Origin of the sequence: Delftia sp. ZNC0008, from assembly GCF_000799035.1 — a bacterium.
GTDB lineage: Bacteria > Pseudomonadota > Gammaproteobacteria > Burkholderiales > Burkholderiaceae_C > Comamonas > Comamonas tsuruhatensis.
On record NZ_JTKZ01000006.1, the window covers coordinates 1 to 228 of the forward strand.

Here is a 228-nt window from a genome sequence, read left to right on the forward strand (position 1 = left end):
CATCTGCTGACGCAGCGCCTTGGGCGAGTTGTCCGCAATGCGGTCTGTCCGGTCCTTACCCATCTCCCGCACCTTCTTCCACACGTCGGGCATCTTGACGACGATGGGCTGCTCCGGATTGTTATTGTTCCAATCGGCCAGCCGTTCGCGCACGCGCGCCAGGGCGCCCTCGTCCTTGCGGAACAGCGCATCCGCCCACTGCGCCTTGATCTCGCTGCTGGTCTGGCT

Annotated in this window: 1 protein-coding gene; it reads right to left on the minus strand. The window is 64.0% G+C overall.

Annotated features, from left to right (window positions below):
* Positions 1–228 (minus strand): hypothetical protein (locus L995_RS32650; protein WP_197065083.1); only part of this gene is annotated, 228 nt, incomplete at both ends.